The 16,703-nt window shown below is 45.3% G+C and carries 13 protein-coding genes and 1 pseudogene; 5 read left to right on the top strand and 9 right to left on the bottom strand.

Features of this window, described 5'->3' with window-relative positions; all coding sequences use genetic code 11:
* Positions 1-197: 197 nt before the first annotated feature.
* Positions 198-1,487 (top strand): glutamate/proton symporter GltT, encoded by a 1,290-nt coding sequence (gene gltT / locus NYE56_RS05095; RefSeq protein WP_003245579.1) that lies wholly within the window; start codon positions 198-200, stop codon positions 1,485-1,487.
* Between the two features lie 36 nt (positions 1,488-1,523).
* Here gltT and NYE56_RS05090 read toward each other — a convergent pair whose 3' ends face one another.
* The 3 genes from NYE56_RS05090 to NYE56_RS05080 form a co-directional block, all read right to left on the bottom strand.
* The gene (locus tag NYE56_RS05090; RefSeq protein WP_133953561.1) at positions 1,524-1,931 is read right to left on the bottom strand and encodes an ASCH domain-containing protein; all 408 of its coding nucleotides are present in this window, start codon (positions 1,929-1,931) and stop codon (positions 1,524-1,526) included.
* Between the two features lie 12 nt (positions 1,932-1,943).
* Positions 1,944-2,984 (bottom strand): M42 family metallopeptidase, encoded by a 1,041-nt coding sequence (locus NYE56_RS05085; protein WP_160244081.1) that lies wholly within the window; start codon positions 2,982-2,984, stop codon positions 1,944-1,946.
* 412 nt (positions 2,985-3,396) lie between these two features.
* Positions 3,397-4,173 (bottom strand): YhfC family intramembrane metalloprotease, encoded by a 777-nt coding sequence (locus NYE56_RS05080; RefSeq protein ID WP_341283551.1) that lies wholly within the window; start codon positions 4,171-4,173, stop codon positions 3,397-3,399.
* A 128-nt stretch (positions 4,174-4,301) separates the two neighbouring features.
* On the opposite strand from NYE56_RS05080, the gene fabHB reads away from it, so the two are divergent.
* Positions 4,302-5,279, top strand: coding sequence for a beta-ketoacyl-ACP synthase III FabHB (gene fabHB, locus NYE56_RS05075; RefSeq protein WP_123373329.1), 978 nt, complete (start codon positions 4,302-4,304; stop codon positions 5,277-5,279).
* A 42-nt stretch (positions 5,280-5,321) separates the two neighbouring features.
* Here fabHB and NYE56_RS05070 read toward each other — a convergent pair whose 3' ends face one another.
* The 6 genes from NYE56_RS05070 to NYE56_RS05045 form a co-directional block, all read right to left on the bottom strand.
* Positions 5,322-7,649: a YhgE/Pip domain-containing protein gene (locus NYE56_RS05070; protein ID WP_341283550.1), complete on the bottom strand. Its 2,328-nt coding sequence runs from the start codon at positions 7,647-7,649 to the stop codon at positions 5,322-5,324.
* Positions 7,650-7,719: 70 nt separating this feature from the next.
* Positions 7,720-8,295, bottom strand: a complete 576-nt coding sequence (locus tag NYE56_RS05065) for a TetR/AcrR family transcriptional regulator (protein WP_014479348.1) — start codon at positions 8,293-8,295, stop codon at positions 7,720-7,722.
* Positions 8,296-8,441: 146 nt separating this feature from the next.
* Positions 8,442-9,854, bottom strand: a complete 1,413-nt coding sequence (hemY, locus tag NYE56_RS05060) for a protoporphyrinogen oxidase (RefSeq protein ID WP_032725328.1) — start codon at positions 9,852-9,854, stop codon at positions 8,442-8,444.
* A gap of 14 nt (positions 9,855-9,868) precedes the next feature.
* The gene (hemH, locus tag NYE56_RS05055; RefSeq protein WP_014479346.1) at positions 9,869-10,801 is read right to left on the bottom strand and encodes a ferrochelatase; all 933 of its coding nucleotides are present in this window, start codon (positions 10,799-10,801) and stop codon (positions 9,869-9,871) included.
* A gap of 71 nt (positions 10,802-10,872) precedes the next feature.
* Positions 10,873-11,934 carry a uroporphyrinogen decarboxylase gene (hemE, locus tag NYE56_RS05050; protein WP_268554898.1) on the bottom strand — a complete coding sequence of 354 codons (1,062 nt, stop codon included), beginning with the start codon at positions 11,932-11,934 and terminating at the stop codon, positions 10,873-10,875.
* Between the two features lie 121 nt (positions 11,935-12,055).
* Positions 12,056-14,200 carry a transglycosylase domain-containing protein gene (locus NYE56_RS05045; RefSeq protein ID WP_123373325.1) on the bottom strand — a complete coding sequence of 715 codons (2,145 nt, stop codon included), beginning with the start codon at positions 14,198-14,200 and terminating at the stop codon, positions 12,056-12,058.
* Between the two features lie 121 nt (positions 14,201-14,321).
* Here NYE56_RS05045 and hmoB point away from each other — a divergent pair, with 121 nt between their 5' ends.
* From hmoB to NYE56_RS05030, 3 genes and pseudogenes are all read left to right on the top strand, one after another.
* Positions 14,322-14,822, top strand: coding sequence for a heme-degrading oxygenase HmoB (gene hmoB / locus NYE56_RS05040; protein ID WP_003244748.1), 501 nt, complete (start codon positions 14,322-14,324; stop codon positions 14,820-14,822).
* 44 nt (positions 14,823-14,866) lie between these two features.
* Positions 14,867-15,184: pseudogene (locus NYE56_RS05035) on the top strand (hypothetical protein).
* 65 nt (positions 15,185-15,249) lie between these two features.
* Complete coding sequence (locus NYE56_RS05030; RefSeq protein ID WP_268554899.1) at positions 15,250-16,641, top strand: hypothetical protein; 1,392 nt, start codon at positions 15,250-15,252, stop codon at positions 16,639-16,641.
* Positions 16,642-16,703 lie beyond the last annotated feature (62 nt).

Raw genomic sequence — 16,703 nt, 5'->3', positions numbered from 1 at the left:
TCAGGTTAGGTCAAAGCTCACCTGTTTTTAGATAATTCTGGTGATTATCATAATGCCATTGAATATTCTTTATTTTCGAAATATAATTTACTATAGACGAATTGATTTCTTATCTATTATAATTTGATCTAATAGTGAGATTAAATATATGTCTATTCATGATATATGTTGATACTTTGTTTTTTGGGAGGTAATCTATGAAAAGAATTAAGTTTGGATTAGCCACACAAATATTCGTTGGACTTATTCTAGGTGTCATTGTTGGCGTCATTTGGTATGGCAACCCAGCATTGCCTACTTACCTGCAGCCAATCGGGGATCTCTTTTTACGCTTAATCAAAATGATAGTGATTCCTATTGTTGTCTCCAGCTTAATCATCGGTGTAGCCGGTGCAGGAAATGGAAAGCAAGTCGGTAAATTAGGCTTCAGAACGATTCTGTACTTCGAGATCATCACGACTTTTGCCATTATTCTCGGACTAGCCCTTGCAAACATCTTCCATCCGGGTACAGGAGTTAATATACACGAAGCTCAAAAATCGGACATCAGTCAATATGTTGAAACTGAAAAAGAACAAAGTAATAAATCAGTGGCGGAAACGTTCCTCCATATTGTGCCGACAAACTTCTTCCAGTCATTGGTCGAAGGGGATCTTCTAGCCATCATCTGCTTTACAGTACTATTTGCATTGGGTATTTCCGCGATCGGTGAAAGAGGCAAGCCTGTATTAGCCTTTTTTGAAGGTGTATCCCATGCCATGTTCCACGTTGTAAACCTTGTGATGAAAGTGGCGCCATTCGGCGTTTTCGCTCTTATCGGAGTGACTGTGTCTAAATTCGGACTCGGTTCTCTTATCTCTCTCGGAAAGCTCGTCGGATTGGTTTATGTCGCGCTTGCTTTCTTCTTAATTGTTATTTTCGGGATTGTCGCAAAAATTGCCGGCATCAGCATCTTCAAGTTCCTTGCTTACATGAAGGACGAAATCTTACTGGCGTTCAGTACGTCCAGCTCTGAAACGGTTCTTCCGCGCATCATGGAAAAAATGGAGAAAATTGGATGTCCGAAAGGCATTGTTTCATTTGTCATTCCGATCGGTTACACGTTTAACTTAGACGGTTCCGTTCTCTATCAATCTATTGCCGCACTCTTTTTAGCACAGGTATATGGCATTGATTTGACGATTTGGCACCAAATTACGCTTGTGCTCGTCTTAATGGTGACATCCAAAGGGATGGCTGCCGTGCCTGGTACTTCTTTTGTTGTCTTGCTTGCGACGCTTGGCACCATCGGCGTTCCGGCTGAAGGACTTGCCTTTATTGCCGGCGTAGACCGCATCATGGATATGGCACGTACAGTTGTCAACCTGACTGGTAACGCGCTTGCTGCCGTTGTGATGTCTAAATGGGAAGGCATGTTTAATCCTGCGAAAGCAGAAACTGTTATGTCCCAATCGAAAACAGAACAAAACGCAACCATTTCTGGTTAATGAAAAGCCTGCGGGGTTCTTGCCCCGCAGGCTTTTTTAATCTTTAACAAGCACAAACAGCTCTGTAATCAAAACAGTATTCTCATTCAGCTCCAGTTCACCGCTTTTGATCAGTTCCGCCCATGCCATCCGATGATCCTCTTGAAACTCCTCAATTCGGTCTCCATTGCCCTCTCCTTTGACTAACCTCATATCAGGTGCACCAAAGGTGGTTTCAAAGACATCTGTCACTTTTATATTGCATCTTGGATTGTCATGTTTATCATAAACGGTAACAAGCTGCCCCGCTGTTTGATAAACGTCCCTCAATTCATCTTTTGAATACAATGATTTCGGCGCGCACGTGGCGGTTTTTTCTCCGGCAAGGATCTGCTGAATCAGCTGTTCTCCCAACCCGTCATCACCTTCCCAGCCGAATGTGCTTTTCAGCTTATAAATCTTCATTGGTCCTCCCCCTTATACCATTGGTGACTGTACATAGTAATACAGAAGCTTAGCGGTATGGCGAAGAGATGATTTATGGGTGCGTTCAAATGCATGGGAAGCGTCAATTCCCGGCCCTATGAGGCCATGCACAATATCATGCCCGGATTTGATCGCTGCTGACGCATCAGACCCGTAGTACGGATATATATCAAGCTTATAGTCGATATGATGCTTCTCGGCTAATTGAACTAAATGCTTTCTGAGCTGATAATGATACGGCCCGCTCGCATCCTTCACACAGATTGATACTGAATATTCATCAGTCGCCTGCCCGTCACCGATAGCCCCCATATCAACCGCCAAATATTCAACTGTTTCAGGAGGAATATTCGAATTCCCGCCGTAACCGATTTCTTCATTATTGGAAATAAGAAAATGAGTTGTATACGGCAGCTCAATGTCTTCTGTTTGAATTTCATGAATTAAGCGGAGCAATAAGGCGACGCTTGCTTTGTCATCCAAATGGCGCGATTTAATAAATCCGCTTGATGTGATCTCGACACGTGGATCAAACGACACAAAGTCTCCGACGCCAATGCCAAGCTCCTCCGTATCTTTCCGGCAGTGAACAGGTTCATCTAGGCGGATCTCCATATTCTCTTGATTCCGCTCAGCCTTCCCCGCGTCTTTGTATACGTGCACAGACGTTTGATGCATTAAAATTGTGCCTGTGTACGTTTTTCCCGAGGCGGTTTCAATTTGGCAATACTCCCCCTCAATCGAGTTGTAGCGAAACCCGCCGATTAAGTCGATTTTCAGCCGGCCGTCCGCTTTAATCTCCTTCACCATAGCGCCGAGGGTGTCAACGTGCGCTGTCAGCATGCGATGCCGGGATGTCTCGCGTCCTGGAAGCGTTGCTATTAAGCCGCCCTTGTGGTTCCGAACCGTTTCTACCTTCCATTCTTTTAAAAGGCTTTCAATATAATTGATCACCTCATATGTATTTCCTGTCGGGCTTGGGATCGATACAAGTTCTTTAATGAGCTCCATCGTTTTACGTACGGACGTCATAGGGCATTCCTCCTTTTATTTTCTACTTAAAATATACTCTTTTCCCGAGGGACCCGTCCAATCTTTTCCTATCAATCTCTCATATGCTGTAGAGAGCATGGGAAGAGGAGGGATTTCTATGTGCTGTCGTCATTCACATGAACAGAAATGTCGTTGTCACGATTGGTTCGATGATTTTTGGTTCTTTGACGAGTGGTTCGATAAAGATTTCCACGACTATTGCAAGAAAAAGAAAGAATGCCATGACCCTTGCGAGAAGAAGAAAAAGAAACACCATTGTTTCTCTTGTAAAAAACACAGACATTCTTGCTGTCATTGCTAAAGACTGAATCAGAAATATTCTGATGACCCATGCTTACTGAATATTTCCATTCACATGTTTCCAAGCAGGCTTTGCTGCTGCTTGGGCTTTTTATTGAAACAGCCTTTTTGCTTTCACAATCCAGTAGACTGATACGGCCGCTAGCAGAGCAATAATGATTTCAACAGCTGCAGCATGCTCTATGATTCCTCTCTGATATAAAACCGCCGGTACATTAAACAGTGCATGTAAAAGAATAGAATACAACAAAAACAGCGGCCGGCGGCTTTTAACCGCGTACAAAACAAGCAGAGACAGCCCAATTTGGACGGCAATGGCACTGATTCTTTCTATTCCGCCCAGCATCCATTCATACGAAGGAGTATGCAGCAGCTGCTCCTGTATCGGCAAAAGCGCCTGTTTGACGTCGCCATTGACCAAAAGCTGTTCAAACGTCCCGCTATTGATTGCAAATGCGTATACAATAAGTGAGATAGAGGACAAGCCTGTAATCAGGATGGCTTCAAGCCCGCCATGGCCTGCCCCGAAAGCCAGACCATCCGCCCAGGTATGATGGCGCTTCATAAAAAATCGCATCATCATATACCTTCCGCACTCCTCAAAAATTCCGGCCATCAAGCTGCCGTAAATGCCATACCATAATGGATGTTGCATCGCTTCTTTCGTCATTTCATTCACTTGCAGTACATAAACATGAACGCCGCCTTCCAGCAGCTGAGCGAAGACAAAAAACGTGAGAGCGCCAATAAAAAACACTTTGAGCGAGGCGCCATACTTTCGCTTAAACCATACAATCAGCCCGATTGGCAACAGAAACGCAATAGCCCCGGATAATGCCAAAAAGACTACTGCTTCTTGACTGACCATTTTTCAGCCTCCTTTTTCTTTTTCATAGATTCCCTATTCTACACTTCTCTTTTTTTGTAAAAAAACCTTCTTTTTAGTACCAGATACTAATATCTAGTGTTATAATCTGACCATAAGGAGTGATTCATATGTCAAAAGCAAAAATTACAGCTATCGGCACCTATGCGCCGAGCAGACGTTTAACCAATGCAGATTTAGAAAAGATCGTCGATACCTCTGATGAATGGATCGTTCAGCGCACAGGAATGAGAGAACGCCGGATTGCGGATGAACATCAATTTACCTCTGATTTATGCATAGAAGCGGTGAAGAATCTCAAGAGCCGTTATAAAGGAACACTTGATGATGTCGATATGATCCTCGTTGCCACAACCACATCCGATTACGCCTTTCCGAGTACGGCATGCCGCGTACAGGAATATTTCGGCTGGGAAAACACCGGCGCGCTGGATATTAATGCGACGTGCGCCGGACTGACTTACGGCCTCCATTTGGCAAATGGATTGATCACATCAGGCCTTCATCAAAAAATTCTCGTCATCGCCGGAGAAACGTTATCAAAGGTAACGGATTATACCGATCGAACGACATGCGTTCTGTTCGGCGATGCCGCTGGTGCGCTGTTAGTGGAACGAGATGAAGAGACGCCGGGATTTCTTGCGTCTGTACAAGGAACAAGCGGGAACGGCGGCGATATTTTGTATCGTGCCGGACTGCGAAATGAAATAAACGGTGTGCAGCTTGTCGGTTCTGGAAAAATGGTGCAAAACGGACGCGAGGTATATAAATGGGCCGCAAGAACCGTCCCTGGCGAATTTGAACGGCTTTTACATAAAGCAGGACTCAGCTCTGATGATCTCGATTGGTTTGTTCCTCACAGCGCCAACTTGCGCATGATCGAGTCAATTTGTGAAAAAACACCGTTCCCGATTGAAAAAACGCTCACTAGTGTTGAGCACTACGGAAACACGTCTTCGGTTTCAATTGTTTTGGCGCTCGATCTCGCAGTGAAAGCCGGGAAGCTGAAAAAAGATCAAATCGTTTTGCTTTTCGGGTTTGGCGGCGGATTAACCTATACAGGATTGCTTATTAAATGGGGAATGTAACAAAAAAAAGAACTTGTTTCCAAGGAAACAAGTTCTTTTTCTTTATGAAGCCGGCTGTTCTTCTGATGATTCTTCCTTCCGGCTTAACATTGTAAAGTAAGTAATGCTTAGTGCAATCATGACGAGGGCGATGCCGATTAAGACGCCGGCCATCTGCCACATGTAGCCAAAGTCACCGTTTGAAATGACCGCTCTGAATCCGTTAATGCTGTAGGTCATCGGCAATGCGCCGTGGATGACTTGATAGAAATTCGGAAGCAATTCAAGCGGGAAGGTTCCTCCGCTCGCTCCCAGCTGCAGCACTAAAATAATGACTGCGATAAATCGCCCCGGGTTGCCCATCGTTGTAGCCAAAAATTGAATTATCGCCAGGAAAGCGAGACTCGTAATGATCGTAAACACGTAAAATCTCCACGTGCTCTCTACCTCGAGACCAATTCCCAATAGAAGAACCGTCGCCACAATCAATGATTGAATGATTCCTACAAGCATCATGACATTGAATTTGCTGAAGAACCACTCAAAACCATTTCTCGGACGCCCTGACGCTTCCTTCAGCGGGAAGACAACCGTCAGCATGATGCCGCCGACATATAAGCCCATTGACAGGATATAAGGTGTCAGCCCTGTACCGTAGTTAGGAACGGAATGAATGGCATCGTCTTTGGTTTTAACCGGATCCGCAAACATGCCATATGTTTGATCATCAGCATCGATATCTCCTGTTTGGTCAGCCGCATCCTTCAGCTTACTAGACAGCTCTCCTGTGCCGTCCAATAGCTTGCCTAAACCTGTATCAAGTGATGCAGATCCGTCTGCAAGTTTTGATGATCCGCTTTGGACCTGTTTAGACCCGTCTAACAGCTTAAACAATCCGCCGGATACTTGGCTGCTTCCTGTCACCAATTGCTCTGAGCCCGCTTTTGCTTTTGCGAACTGCTTATTATATTCACCGATGCCGGCTGTCAGTTTAGTTTGGCCATCTGTCAGCTTCTGTGAACCATTGTATATCTTATCAGCTCCCTCAGTTAATCTGTCAATTGCATCTTGGATTGTTTTTGCGCCGTTATAAAGCTTAGATGTAGCTTCCGGCATGGCTTTCACCTGCGCCACCTGCGCTTTCACGTCTTCAAGAGAGCTTTTTATCGTTGCGATGTCAGGCAGCTGATCAGCTGAAGGAAGCCCACTTAAAATTTCATCAAAATCAGGCGCATCAACTTGCGGAAGCTGCTTTTCAACAGAGCTGATCAACTGGCTTTTTTGCTCCGCTGTTAAGAAATCACTCGAATTGATGAGATTTTTGAATGCCTGATCACGGTTTTTTAAGCTGTGTTCAAAGTCAGACAGCTGTTTCTTAAATTCCTTCATCGCAGTTTCTGATTTTTCCAGATTGTTTACAGCAGTTTCAAGCTTCGTTAAATCGAGCGCATTAATGAGCTTTTCCGCTTTTGCTGCTTTCTCAGAAGCTTCTTGGGCTTTACTGTTGAGCTGATCCAGCCCGTTAGTAAGATTAGGCGTACCCTTCTGCACATTTTGAAGTCCAGCAAGAAGTTCATTCATCTTGCTTGTCAGCTCGCCTGATCCTGCTGCAAGTTGACTAGATTTATCATAAATCTGGTTGCTGCTGTCCTGGAATTTTCCGAGGGAGCTGTCAAGCGATTGGATGCCGCTCGTCACCTGAGCCGCTCCATCTGCAAGCTGCGCTGTTTTGTCACTGATGGTAGCGGTGCTTTCCTTCAGCTTCGCCAGATTTTCTTTCAGCTGGGCGCTTCCGTTTTTCGCATCCTTTGTTCCGTCATCAATTTTTTTCGCGCCGCTGCTCGCGTCGCTCAAACCTTTTGCGATATCTTTAAAGTTATCAAAAATAACTTTCGTATATTGCTCGGTCACTTCTTTTGAAACAGAGGCTTTCAGTTTATCAATCGCTTTTTCGCCGATCGTTGCCCCTACATAGTTAGAACCTGCATTTGTATGGTATTTCAGATCCAATTTTTTCGGATTTTTGTCTAATACAGTGCTGGCATTCTTAGAAAAATCCTCAGGAATCTCGACAACTAAATAATATTTTTGATTCAATAAGTCCTTTAACGATTGGTCGAGATCATTGGAAAAATGCCAATCAAAGTTGTTATTATCCTTTAATTCTTTGACCAGATCATCACCGATTTGAAGTTTTTCTCCTTCATACGTTGCTCCCTTGTCTTGGTTGACGACAACGACAGGCAGCTGGTCAACTGTGCCGTACGGGTCCCAATAAGCCTTTAAGAATACGCCGCTGTAAATAAGCGGGACAAACAAAATGGCGATGATGGGAATCAATAATTTTTTACTTGTTACGATGTCTTTCCACTGACTTCGTATTGTGTTCATCCTGATGCCTCCATTCTAAAACTGACTCATCATGAAAAATGGTCATTTTCTTGCAAAGAGAAAGGATTATCTAGTTCGCTGACAATCCTTTGACAACATACAATTCAAGCAGTCCCGCAATTGTCTCTTTATCAAGCGGGGGGTGTTGTTTTTCCCAGTCAAAAATGAGCGCGATATAAAGCTTCAGCATCACAAAGGCTGTCAGTTCAGGGTCGCACGGCTTGATTGCGCCGCTTTTGATCCCGTCTTCAATCTTACTTTTGATATAAGACAGTATGGCTCGCTCCATTTTCTGGATCACTTCCTGAACTGCCATTGTACCAATCTCGGCATTCTCTTGGAAAATTTTAATCGTCAGCTGATGTGTTTTCCTGAACTCCAGAATGGCAAACAGCGCTCTGTGCACATTTTCATGGAACGGAAGGTTCGGCTCCATCGCTTCATCCGCTTTTTGCTTCATTTCCTTTAATAAAGTAGTGAAAATCTCGTCAAACAGCTCTTCTTTGTTTTTGAAAAAAGTATAAATGGTTCCCTTCCCCACGTTCGCAAGTTTTGCGACAAGATCCATTGTCGTCGCTTTATACCCGAACTGCGTGAAAGACTTTGTAGCCGCCTCCAAAATGAGCTTTTTTCGATCTATTGACATTGTATTCACCTCGAAACTGACCGTTTGAACATTTTAGTCATTAAGTACATATGCAAATGTATCATAACCTGCTGTTCAATTCAATCATTTTTTTACACAATATTGCCATTGCACATCAAAAAAACCTCCGCGATAAAGCGGAGGTTTTAGCTGAATAAATAGGTAAGCGCGTCAGACACGGCAGCTTTTCCTTGATCAATGCAGTCGGGAATGCCGACACCTTCGAAAGAAGCGCCTGTCATATAAACACCCGGATACGCAGATGCAAGTGCTTCACGCAGCTCCTTGATACGCTGCTTATGGCCGACATGGTACTGCGGCATGCTTTCATGCCATCGGGTGACACATGTCATTTCCGGCTCGCCGTTTATGTTCATGACTTTCTTTAAGTCTTCTAACACAATGTTGATAATGTCATTATCTGATAGATCGACAATGGATTCGTCTCCAGCTTTTCCGACATATGCCCGAAGCAGCGTTTTGCCTTCCGGCGCTGCGTGCGGCCATTTTTTATTCGTCCACGTACAGGCTGTGATCGCAAAGTCACTGTTTCTTGAAATGACAAAACCCGTGCCCTCATGCTCCATTTGGACGGAGCCTTCAGGGAAGCCTAAAGCGACGTTTGCCACGGATGTGGAGTGCATATTTTTCAAATGAGAAATGGCAGGAAGCTCAGAAAGCATTCCCGCAGCCGCTTTATGCGGAGCAGTCACAATTACTGAATCAGCATCAAGTGTGACGCCGTTATCCAGTTCGAGCGAATAGCCAGAGCCGCTATGGCTGAGTTTGGTCACTTTTGTGCCTTTATACACCTTCGTCAGCTTTAACTGCTTTTCGATCTCTTCTACAAGGGTCTGCAAACCGGTTGACAGAGTCTGGAACTGCCCTTGTTTTTTTGCCGTCAGCTGCTGGCCTGAGCCTTGAGGCCTTGTTTTTTTCATGCCGAGAATCAGGCTTCTATGCTTTTGTTCCGTCTGGTAAAATTGCGGGAATGTCGACATCAGGCTGAGCTTGTCAATGTCGCCTGCGTAGATCCCTGATAGAAGCGGCTCGATTAAGTTCTCGACCACTTCATCTCCGACACGTCTGCGGAAGAATTCTCCCAATGACTGATCATCCTTTGTTTTGCTTGCAGGCAGGATGAAATCCATAGCAGCTCTCGCCTTCCCGGACAAGGAAAACAGACCCGTAGAAACAAACGGCGCAATTTTTGTCGGTATCCCCATTACAGCGCCCTTCGGCATTGGATGCAGGGTGCGGTTTACAAGCACATAGGATTGTCCGGTCGCATTGTTGACAAGCAAATGCTCAAGACCTAAGTCTTTAACAAGCTGCGGGGCGCTTTTCTTTCGTTCCAGAAATGAGTCTGGCCCTCTTTCGATGATATAGCCGTCCTTCTTGACAGTCTGGATTTTCCCGCCGACTCTCGGACTTGCCTCAACAAGTGTCAGCTCAAGCGGCAGATTCTTTTCTTTGATTTCTTTTTCCATATAGAAGGCGGCGGCTAAACCGGTAATGCCGCCGCCGATGATGACTACATGTTTTTTGCCGTCACTCATGTTCATCGCCTTCTTTAACGTCCTAATTTTTTTAATACGACTGTTGCCAAAGCATCAATAAATTCAGGCTTGGCATTTGGCATTTCCGGCCGGTAATAGCTTGCGCCGATATCGTCAGTCACCACTTTGCATTCATAATCATTATCATAAAGCACTTCTAAGTGATCCGCGACAAATCCAACAGGAACATATACAAATGCTTGATAGCCTTTTTGTTCGAATAAATCACGTGTTAAATCCTGTACATCGGGTCCGAGCCAAGGATCAGGCGTGTTCCCTTCACTTTGCCAGCCGACAGCATATTCGGAAACGCCTGCGCCTTCAGCAATTAATTTCGCCGATTCATGCAGCTGGTCCGGGTACGGGTCTCCAAATTCTTTGATTTTTTCCGGCAGGCTGTGTGCGGATACGATAAGCATCGCGTTTTCTCTTTCATCCTCAGGCATTGACGCATATGTTTCCTTCACTCGGTCAACCCAATATTTCACGAACTTCGGTTCATCGTACCAGCTTTCAACTGACGTAATCGTTAAGCCGCCGAGTTTTTCAGCCTCTTCTTTGGCACGTTTGTTGTAGGACTGAACGCTGAACGTGGAGAAATGCGGCGCCAGCACGATGCTGACTGCTTCTGTAATGCCATCCTTATGCATCTCTGCTACGGCGTCTTCAATAAACGGCTCGATATGCTTCAGTCCGATATACGCTTTAAACGTAATCTCATCCTGAATTTCATTCAAGTGCTGTTCCAGATTATGCGCCTGCTCTTCTGTGATTTTGGCAAGCGGTGAAATGCCGCCAATCGCTTCGTATCTGTCTTTCAAATCTTGAAGCATTTCAGGTTCAGGCTTTCTGCCTCTTCTGATATGTGTATAATAACGTTCAATATCTTCTTCCTTATAAGGCGTGCCGTACGCCATCACGAGAAGCCCCATTTTCTTTCTACTCACTGTTTACACCCTCTTTAATGATCTGATACAAACATTTTGACAGGATATCATTAAGATACCAAAAGATATGCTTAGGAATATTGACCCATTTTTTTGTTTTGTGAATATTCATGGACAAATGCTGTCAGTTTTTTCAAAACCTCGGGACTGACATCAGGAAATACCCCATGGCCAAGATTGAAAATGAAGCCGTCTGATTTCATCCCCTGATTAAGTATTTCCTTCGTTTTCTGCTCAATGACTTCCCATGGCGCAAGCAAAATGGACGGGTCTAGGTTGCCCTGCACTGTTTTAGTAATTCCTTTTGATCTGGCTTCATCAATGCCGAGTCTCCAGTCAAGCCCGACAACATCGAGAGGAAGGTCATGCCAATCACCTGCAAGATGGCTTGCGCCAACGCCAAACATGATCAGTGGCACATTCTCCTTTGCGAGCTCTGAAAAAATCCGGTTCATTACGGGTTTGATGTATGTTCTGTAATCTGCCTGATTCAATGCGCCGACCCACGAATCAAAGATTTGAATCGCTTTTGCGCCTGCCTCAATCTGCGCTTTCACGTACACGATGATCATGTCGGCAAGCTTGGACATCAGCAGATTCCATGCATCTGGCATGCTGTACATGAAGGCTTTTGTTTTATTGTAGTTTTTCGACGGGCCGCCTTCGATCATATAGCTTGCAAGCGTAAAAGGCGCACCTGAGAAACCGATGAGCGGGACGTTCAGCTGCTCATTGACAAGCAGTTTAATCGTCTCAAGCACGTACGGCACGTCCTGTTCCGGATCAATTTGGCTGAGTTTTTCAATGTCCGCCAGAGACCGGATGGGCTGATCAATCACAGGACCGATCCCGTTTTTGATTTCAACATCCACACCGATTGACGGCAGCGGCGTCATGATATCTTTATAAAGGATTGCAGCATCGACTCCGTATTGCTCAACCGGCAGTCTTGTGACATACGCACAAAGTTCGGGCTGATGTGTGATCTCAAACAATCCGTACTTTTCCTTCAGCTTGCGGTATTCCGGCTGTGAGCGCCCTGCTTGCCTCATATACCACACAGGCGTGTGATCCGCTTTTTCTCCCCGCGCAGCTTTTAAAAACGTCTCGTTAAACGTTTCTCGTTTACTCATCTGATTTCCACCTTTCATACGGCAACCATACGTTCGTATTTCTTGACTTATTACACTATACCTTGTTTTAGGCAAATGGTATAGAAATGTAGCTCAAAGTTCAAAAAATCGCCGAATTCCATTAAGAGGAAAACAATTTTGGCTGAACGTAATCGGTTCCTTCCCCTTCTCTTTTTGTCTGTGTATTATAAGGCACAATTTTATAAGACGCGCCCGAAAATAAGTTGGCATAAGGAATTTCATAGCTTCCCTTCCCTTCAACCGAATCAAGAAGCGTCTCCTCGCCGTCCTTGTTTACATAAATTCTGTATACGGCCCGATCATCCTCTTGAGCGTCCCACTTTAATTCAATAGTAAAGAGCCCCGCTGCTTTAAATGTGTAATCGGCTGTGAGTGTTTTGACCGGCTTCAGCTCAATCGGGCTTTCCAGTTCTTTAACGTTTTTAGGCTTTGTGAACACATGACCGGTTTCTCCTGCCTGTGTCAAAATATCCTTAAACAGCCGCGTCGGGTATGAGCTTCCGGCTTTCAAATAATGGTTTTGATCCGTTTTGTCATAGCCCATCCAGACTGCCCCGGTTATTTTCGGCGTGTAGCCTGCAAACCAGGCGTCCTTTGTCGCGCCGGAGACGCCTGTATAAGATGTAGAACCTGTTTTTCCCGCCAGGTCACCGTGATAGGTGCCGGACGTGGCCGTTCCCTTTTTGACTACCTGCTGCAGCATTCTCGTCATATTCCAAGACGTCTGCTTGCTGAAAACCCGCTTTCCTTCCTCTATATGATCGGCTATTGTTTCTCCGTCTTCATCTATTATGCTCGAGATAAAGAAGGGTTCCGTATACGTTCCATTCGCGGCAAATGTATGAAACGCGCCGGCAAGCTGGAGCGGCGAAACGCCTTTTTCCAAGCCGCCTAGAGCGAGAGCAAGTCCTTCATCAGGGATATCAATGCCGTTTGCTTTCAAATAAGATTTTCCTGTTTCAACGCCGATCTCATTCAACGTCCAGACAGCCGGCGCGTTTTTGCTGTACGTAATGGCGTCAGACATAGTGACTTCACCCTCATACCGGCTGTCATAGTTTTTCGGAGTATAATCTCCGTAGGACTGCAACTCATCCTTCAATAGAGAATATGGCTTAAATTTCTTTTCCTGCATCGCCGGTCCGTATACGGCAAGCGGCTTAAATGTGGAACCCGGCTGGCGGACAGCTGTGACGCGGTTATATCCTTTGGATGTGTAATCCCTTCCGCCGATGGCCGCTTCTACACCGCCTGTCTTGTTATTAATAAAGACCGCGCTTCCCTCGGCATTCTGATCTGTTCCGGGATAATAGCTTCCCTCTTTCATCACCTGGTAAGCCGTCTTCTGCAGCTTCGAATCGAGCGGCACCTTGATCGTGTATCCGCCTTGAAGAAGCTGCTCTCCGGAAATGGAATACTTGTCTTCCGCCTCTTTGATCACAAGGTCAATGTAGCTGTCAAACCAAGGTGTTTCCGACTGTTTCTTCACATGCAGCCCAAGCGTTCGGCCCTGTGCGGTGACAGCCTCTTTCGCACTGATATAGCCTTGGTCATTCATCATACCTAGAATTGTATCACGCCGCTCCTTATTTTTATCAGGGTGCAAAATCGGAGAGTACGTAGAAGGCGCCTTCGGAATAGCGGCCAAAACAGCGCCTTCAGATACAGTCAAATCTTTTACTTCTTTATTAAAATAATAGTGGGACGCCGCTTGTATGCCGTAGACCCCGTGTCCGAAGTAAAGCTGGTTCAAATACATTTCAAGCAGCTTGTCCTTGCTGTAATCCCGTTCAAGATTAATCGCAATGATCACTTCTTTTGTTTTTCTTAGAAACGTTTTGTCATGTGTCAGAAAAATATTTTTGGCAAGCTGCTGGGTGATCGTGCTTCCGCCTTCCACCTTTCCGCCTGCTAATATATCGCGATACACTGCTCTTCCGACAGATTTTGCATCAATGCCGTGATGCTCATAGAACCTTTTATCCTCAACAGCGATAAACGCTTCTCTGACCTGCTTTGGAATCTCATTGATCGAGACCGGTTCGCGATTTTCTGTATACAGGCTTGCAACCTCATCTCCGTTTTGATCAACAATTTTTGAAGAAGCATGAAGAATAAGCTTTTTTTCATCTATGACATAATGGCCGAGAAAAATAATTGAAATATATCCTATTAAAGCGAGAAAAGCAGTTAACACTAAAATAATGATAGGTATAAAAAGTTTCTTTTTCTTTATCTTAAACATGAACTCACCTCGCCTTTCTAAAGGTAGTATGGGAAAAATTGTTTGGAATTATGTCCGAAGCACTCGCCAATAGAAACTTATACCATTGTTTTGATATACTAGCAAGCAGGAGGTGGCTGATATGAAGGTTTATATTACATATGGGACAGCCGATTTTTTAAAAACGATCGTACAGAAGCATCCCTCAGAAAATATCCTTTTGATGCAGGGGCAGGAAAACGCCATTTTAATTCATGAAACAAACGGAGATACCGTTTTCCAAGCACCACACGCTTATGAAGTCATTGACCAAGTCGGAGAGATCAAACATCCCGGTTTTGCAGTATTGAACAATATTGCCGTTACCCAGGAAGGGCGTCCGCTGTTTGAAAACAGATTTAAAAACAGAGCGGGAAAAGTCGAAAACGAGCCTGGCTTTGAAGCAATTCGAGTGCTCCGTCCGCTTGACAGTGACACCTATGTCATTCTGACCTTGTGGGAAACGGAAAGCGCCTTTCAAGACTGGCAGCAGTCCGGTTCTTACAAAGAAGCCCACAAAAAACGCGATACATCTGCCGGAATTGACACAACGTCGATCTTCTCCCGGCCTTCCTATGTCACCACATATTTCGCTGTCGAATAGCTGCCGGCATGTCCGGCAGCTTATTTTATTGGGAGGAAAGCAAAATGAAGCATACTTGCCCAGTCTGCGGGTTTAAGGGATTGGCTGAACCGCCATATGATCATGAAGGCAATCATTCTCATGAAATCTGCCCGTGCTGCGGTTTTCAGTTCGGATTTGATGATTACGAGATGCAGCACGAGGATGATTCATATTTAGAGCCATCGGAAAGCATCATCGCCTATAGAAAAAACTGGCTTGCTGATGGGTGCGTCATTTTTTCTCCTGAATGCTTCCCAAAACATCTGCAAAAAGCGAATAGAGTATTAAGGCATCATCTGATTGAGCAGCTGAAACAGATCAATGTTCATCTTCCATCATAACCCTCCCCTCTGTCCCGGCACCTTCCGCCCGCCTATGAATAATCTGTAAGCGGAAGGAGTGATCGATGATGGAAGTCGGGATTTTGTCTGTCCATGTTCTGTATGTGTTTTTTATCGGTGCAATTATCCTATTTATGCTGCTGAGAAAAGACACGACATTTATTTCTCTATTCGGCATTTTTATCATATCGCTATGGGCCAGCCATTCACTTTCAGCTTCTGTCAGCAGTTTATTCCACAGCTTTATCTATGCGGCCGGCGAACTGCTGCCCACGATTTTCATCATTTGCTTTATCGTTTCAATGAGTGATTTGTTAACAAAAACAGGGATAAATGAAGCGATGATTTCTCCCTTTGCAAGCCTTGTGAGAGGGCCCGTGACTGCCTATTGGCTGATTGGGGGCCTGATGTTCGCCATTTCTCTCTTCTTCTGGCCTTCTCCGGGTGTCGCTTTGATCGGCGCCGTCCTGCTCCCCGCAGCCGCACGTGCCGGTTTGACGCCTCTTGCCGCGGCCATGGCCATGAACTTATTCGGACACGGTTTTGCCCTCTCAGGAGACTTTGTCATTCAGGCGGCGCCAAAGCTGACTGCAGATGCAGCAGGCATTCCAGTCGGTGATGTCGTCTCGGCCAGCATTCCGCTTGTGCTGATTATGGGTATGACAACAACAACCGCTGCCTTTATCATGATTCAGCGCGAACGCAAAAAACAGGTGCATCCCGCTTCTTTTTCCCCCGTTCTTTCCGGCGAACAAGACAACTCGCTGTACTTGCCAAAACGCCTGCGGTCCATACTGGCTTTTTTGATTCCGCTTGCCTTTCTTGCAGATATCGCCTGCATGCTCTTGTTTAACCTACAAGGAAATGATGCAACCGCGTTAATTGGCGGGTCTGCAATTTGTATCCTCTTTACCGTTCATTTTTTCGTGTATAAGCATAAAGGGCTTGAAAAAATCACCGGCTATTTTATTGACGGATTTAAGTTCGGTTTTAAGGTTTTCGGCCCCGTCATCCCGATTGCCGCTTTCTTTTATCTTGGCGACTCAGGCTATGAAAGCATACTGGGCACTTCACTCCCTAAAGGTTCCCACGGCATTGTCAACGATCTTGGCATTGCTTTATCCCATATGATGCCTATGTCAAAGGAGCTTGCCGCCGCTGCATTAACTGCCGCTGGAGCCATAACAGGCCTTGACGGCTCAGGATTTTCTGGCATTTCTCTCGCCGGCTCCATCGCAAAGCTCTTTTCGTCCGCTCTCCATGCCGATCCCGCCGTTCTGACCGCGCTCGGACAAATCTCTGCCATCTGGGTGGGCGGAGGAACACTGGTCCCATGGGCGTTGATTCCCGCCGCGGCCATTTGCAAAGTTGATCCTTTTGAGCTTGCCAGAAAAAACTTTATTCCCGTTGCGATTGGCCTTTTGGTGACAACCCTCGCAGCTGTGATGATGCTTTAAAACAGCATGAGTTGAAATATTCAGACTTTTTCTATACAATCATGGAAAACATAGAAAAGGGG

This window comes from Bacillus sp. FSL R5-0603 (assembly GCF_038050295.1).
GTDB classification, from domain to species: Bacteria; Bacillota; Bacilli; order Bacillales; family Bacillaceae; genus Bacillus; species Bacillus subtilis.
This window is presented reverse-complemented; position numbering and strand designations above follow the sequence as displayed.